This is a genomic window from Frankia sp. CcMO1 (assembly GCF_977945845.1).
Window position 1 is genome coordinate 1 of the sequence record NZ_CDWTMG010000331.1, and the last position, 4129, is coordinate 4129.

Below are 4129 nucleotides of genomic sequence, written 5' to 3' on the forward strand. Positions count from 1 at the left end.
CCACAGGCCTGTGACCTGCGATGATGCTCTCGATCACGTATTCGTTACTTCATTACGTCCCCTTAGCGAGCCTGATCGTGGGGTGGAGCGTCGTGGTGGGTGCCGCACTGGCCGGGTTTCTTGACGGGGTACTGGTTGTGCCGGGCACGGCGGACCACGCGGGGGTAGGTACGTTCGCGGCGGGTGTTGAGCGTGTCCGGCTGGGTGATGTCGGCGGCGAGTAGCCGCATGGTGCGGTGATGGTGGTCAGGGGGAAAAGTCGGGTCGGTGACGACCCGGTCGCGGATGATCCTTACGGTGCGTTTGAACTTGATCCGGTCGGGGTCGATCCCGGCGGCGGTCGCGGCCTGGCAGGTCAGGGTGGCGATCGCGTGGTGGGTGAGCAGGTAGCCCCAGATCTCCTGGTAGACGGTGTCGGGGTGCTTGGAGCGCAGGACCCTGCCGGGGCCGCGCAGGTAGGTCTTGAGCTGGTCGTTGCCGGTTTCCTGTTCCCATCTGTGGTGATAACCCCCGGCCAGGGCGGTCGCCGTCGCCTCCCGTGGGTCGAGGATGGTGGTGATCAGGGCGATGATCTCGTGTTTCCCGTCGTCTTTCCGGTCGGGGACGTCGTACTCGACGAGGCGGGCGTAGCGGGCCTTCACCGGGTCCAGCGGCGTGCCGGCGCGGGCGGCGGTGAGCAGCGCGTCACGCGCCTTCCCGGTGATCTTCGGGTTGATCAGGACGGTCAGGTAGGAACCGTCGGGTAGCGCCTTCAGCGGGGGCAGGCGCAGGGTGGCCTTGACCCGCCACAGCAGCGCCGCACCGGTGTCCGCGGCCGTGCGCCAGTCCTCCCCCAGGAGGAGAAGTTCCGGTCGGCGAGCAGCAGCCAGTCGGACTCCAGCCGTGGGTAGAGGCTTCGGGCGAGGGCCTGCTCGCTGGCGGCCTTCGTTCCGCCAGCCGGGCCGAGTTCGGCGAGGACCACCGCGTGCGAGGCGCACTCGGACACGGTCACCGCGCGGACCTTCGGCAGCGCCCCCGGCGCGTCGTCACGGCCTGCTGGCAGGCCGAACGCGGCGATGTTCTCCTTGGACGCGGGCGCGTCCTACTCCAGCCCATCGATGCTCATCAGCCGCCACGCCCCGAGGAACGCCCCGAGGGTGTCCAGGTCCGCGACCGGCGCCGCGACCTGGCAGAACAGTTCCGCCAGCGGCGCCGGGCCGAGCCGCTGGCGGGCCCTGGTCAGCCCGCCCGTCGTCGGTTCCCACTTCGGCGAGGTGACGTCGAAGTCGTCGAGCGTCCCGGCCAGCCGGCGTGCGACCGCCTCGTAGTCGTCGTCCGCGAACAGCGCCAACGCCATCACGAAGTAGGCCACCACGTGCGGCGGGATCGTCGCGTCGCTGCGCCTGGCGCCCTTTCCGGTCGCTTCGATCGCCTCGTCGACCGCGTCACGCGGCACGAACGACGTCAGGACCCCCAGCGAGACCCAGTCCGTCAGCCGGCCGGCCGCCACCGCCCCAGTGTCCGCCACACCCCTGATCATGCTGCTAACCAGGCAGAACTACCGGAACCGACACCCCGGCGCCAGCCAAGATCCAAATAGCGTCAGTGGCATTGGGACTGGTCCAGGACGGTCAGCTCCCCGCGGTCCTATAATCCGCTTCGTCGAGTGCGAGTCCCCACGGAAACGTGTCCAAGTGCTGGCCGCCGGTGTGGGGCTCGTGCGGCTGCCAGGCCCCCGGTCCCATGAGGATGTGGGCTCCGGCCTTCCTCAGCTCAGTGACGCTGCGCTGGAAGGCGAAGTGCGCGGCCAGAGCCGAGTTGACGAACGGCAGGACGATGACCGGGATACCCAATCCGAATACCTCGGCCAGGACACCAAGGGCGTAGTTGTCGCTGGTACCGGCAGCCCATTTGTTGATCGTATTGTAGGTCGCCGGGGCGACGATGATCGTGTCTGCCTGGGGGAACGAGTTCGATCGTGACTCGCCTGGCTGGCGGTAGACGCTCTTCACAGGATGACCGGTCTGTTCTTCAAGTGCTGGTATGTTGATGAATGCCACGGCCGCCGGTGTGGTGATCAGGCAGACGTCCCATCCTCGGGTTTGAATGAGGGGCCACGAGACGGTCAACGTGGGGCGCGACTCCTGCCGCGCAGCGGGCACCACTCCGATGGCTGATGTGAACGGATGCTGCCGCGCCCAGCCTTCGCGTGCCAACAAGCCGCAGGCACATCGGCCGTGTCAGCTTGGGTCCGTCAGCCCTGAGGCTCGCCCAGGCTGCCGCCGCAAGCCATCAGGGACGAAGCTAAGGTTGGGTCGACACGATGCGCACCGATGCGGAGGCTGGCCATGGACGCGACGGCGCAGCCCTACCCTGAGCCCCACGAGTGGGTTGATGAACCCGACCCCGACACCAAGCGCGCGATCGACGAGGCCCACGAGGATGTCGAGGCGGGTCGCACCGTCTTCTGCCTGTCCGACGCTGCGTTCGATGCCCTTCTGGACGAGCTGGACCAGTTGGCCGTCGAGGAGCACCCGAAGGCAAGCTGATGAGCCGCGTACCTCCCGTGAGCTCGGAATGATCGACGCACTATCGTGACGGCGTGCCCGCGTACGAGCAGGTGGCCCGCTTCGTGGCGGAGTACGCGCGGCTGACTCCCGAGCAGCGGCGAGCGTTCCGCCGCGCGGTCGTGCTGTTCCGCGAGGGCTTGGAGCCGGGCCAGTTCCACCCGAGCCTCGGGGTGAAGGGCTTCCGCTCGGAGCCGGGCGTGTTCGAGCTGCGCTGGGCGAAGGACGGCCGGGCGCTGTGGGAGTACGGGGACCCCGTCCCAGGCCGGGACGGCTCTCATGTGCGCTGGTTGCGGATTGGGACTCACGACATCTACAAAAGCCGATAGCCGCCACCGTCCCCGATCGATGGGATATGACCGAAAGACAGTCTGAACCGTCCCCTCTTGGGCGGTGTAGGTCTGCGCTCGCCCCCCTGCTACAGCCGGGGGGCTTTTCATTGGATGCCGCCCCGTCACCGGCCCCAGCCCTGGCCGGTGGGGAGATGGCCCCCGCCTCCTCTACGCCTTGTTGGCCGCCCTCGGTGACTATCCGGCCGCAGCCACCGGATTCCGGACCGCGATCGACGGTCTCCCCTCCGCGTTCCACCGCGACCGCGGTGTCTACCTCGCCCGCGAAGCCCTCGCGCACGCAGGAGCACGCGAACCCGAGCAAGCCGCGATACTCGGTCTCGACGCACTCACGGTCGGCGCCAGCACGCACTCCGGACGCATCATGACCAGTCTGCGGTCACTGCGTGACGCCGTCGCCGGATGGCAGACTGTCCCCCAGGTACGCGAGTTCCGCCAGGGGATGGACCAGGTCCCCACGGCCATCACCGTCTGACTACCATCCCGCCACCGGCCATCCGGTCCGCCTCCACCAGGGACTGGCCCCAGGGAAGGACGAGTTGCTCCATGCCCCAGCTCGACGACCACCGTTGGATGACCCGGGCCATCGAATTCGCCCACCGCTGCCCGCCCGCCACCGGCGCTTACTCGGTCGGCGCTGTCATCGTCGACGAGAACAACGAGGAGATCGCCTTCGGTTTCTCCCGTGAGGTCGACGACGCGGTGCACGCTGAGGAATCCGCCCTCGTGAAGATCGCCCCCGACGACCCGCGGCTCGCCACCGCGACGATCTACAGCACCCTCGAACCCTGCTCGCAGCGTAAGTCCCGGCCACGCACCTGCACCCAGCTCATCCTGGAAGCAAAAATCCCACGGGTGGTCATCGCCTGGCGCGAACCCAGCCTCTTCGTCGCTGACTGCCAAGGCTACGAACTCCTCACCCAAGCCGGCGTCACTGTCGCGGAACTGCCTGAGCTTGCCGAGAAGGCCCGAGCCATGAACGCCCACCTGTCGGTCTGAATCAAATTCATCGCCTTGCGTCTCGGAAATATAAGAAAAAAGAAACGCACGCCCTGTGGGGGGCGGTATCATGTTGAGTTTGTCTACTGTAGTCAGTAAGCCATGTAAGTCGGCATGGTCAACATCTCCAGCGGCCAGCTACTTGGATCAGGCTACCAGCGACGCGACAAAGGTTACGCATGGCCAGAAATCGCTGCGGACGAATCTTGGGGCGGTTCATACTTCCACGCCCTA

The 4129-nt window shown here is 67.1% G+C and carries 7 protein-coding genes; 4 read left to right on the plus strand and 3 right to left on the minus strand.

What is annotated here, in order from left to right; translation table 11 throughout:
• Positions 1–62 precede the first annotated feature (62 nt).
• The 3 genes from AC08OU_RS23200 to AC08OU_RS23210 form a co-directional block, all read right to left on the minus strand.
• The gene (locus AC08OU_RS23200) at positions 63–977 is read right to left on the minus strand and encodes a transposase (protein ID WP_476605806.1); all 915 of its coding nucleotides are present in this window, start codon (positions 975–977) and stop codon (positions 63–65) included.
• A gap of 104 nt (positions 978–1081) precedes the next feature.
• Complete coding sequence (locus AC08OU_RS23205) at positions 1082–1507, minus strand: transposase domain-containing protein (RefSeq protein WP_462188075.1); 426 nt, start codon at positions 1505–1507, stop codon at positions 1082–1084.
• Positions 1508–1610: 103 nt separating this feature from the next.
• Positions 1611–2144, minus strand: coding sequence for a flavoprotein (locus tag AC08OU_RS23210; RefSeq protein ID WP_476605808.1), 534 nt, complete (start codon positions 2142–2144; stop codon positions 1611–1613).
• A 168-nt stretch (positions 2145–2312) separates the two neighbouring features.
• On the opposite strand from AC08OU_RS23210, the gene AC08OU_RS23215 reads away from it, so the two are divergent.
• From AC08OU_RS23215 to AC08OU_RS23230, 4 genes are all read left to right on the plus strand, one after another.
• Entirely contained in the window at positions 2313–2528 is a 216-nt protein-coding gene (locus tag AC08OU_RS23215; protein ID WP_476595813.1) for a hypothetical protein, read from the plus strand.
• A gap of 53 nt (positions 2529–2581) precedes the next feature.
• Complete coding sequence (locus AC08OU_RS23220) at positions 2582–2875, plus strand: hypothetical protein (RefSeq protein ID WP_462188077.1); 294 nt, start codon at positions 2582–2584, stop codon at positions 2873–2875.
• Between the two features lie 181 nt (positions 2876–3056).
• Positions 3057–3371 carry a hypothetical protein gene (locus AC08OU_RS23225; protein ID WP_476605807.1) on the plus strand — a complete coding sequence of 105 codons (315 nt, stop codon included), beginning with the start codon at positions 3057–3059 and terminating at the stop codon, positions 3369–3371.
• A 71-nt stretch (positions 3372–3442) separates the two neighbouring features.
• Positions 3443–3895, plus strand: coding sequence for a dCMP deaminase (locus AC08OU_RS23230; protein ID WP_476602138.1), 453 nt, complete (start codon positions 3443–3445; stop codon positions 3893–3895).
• Positions 3896–4129: the final 234 nt, after the last annotated feature.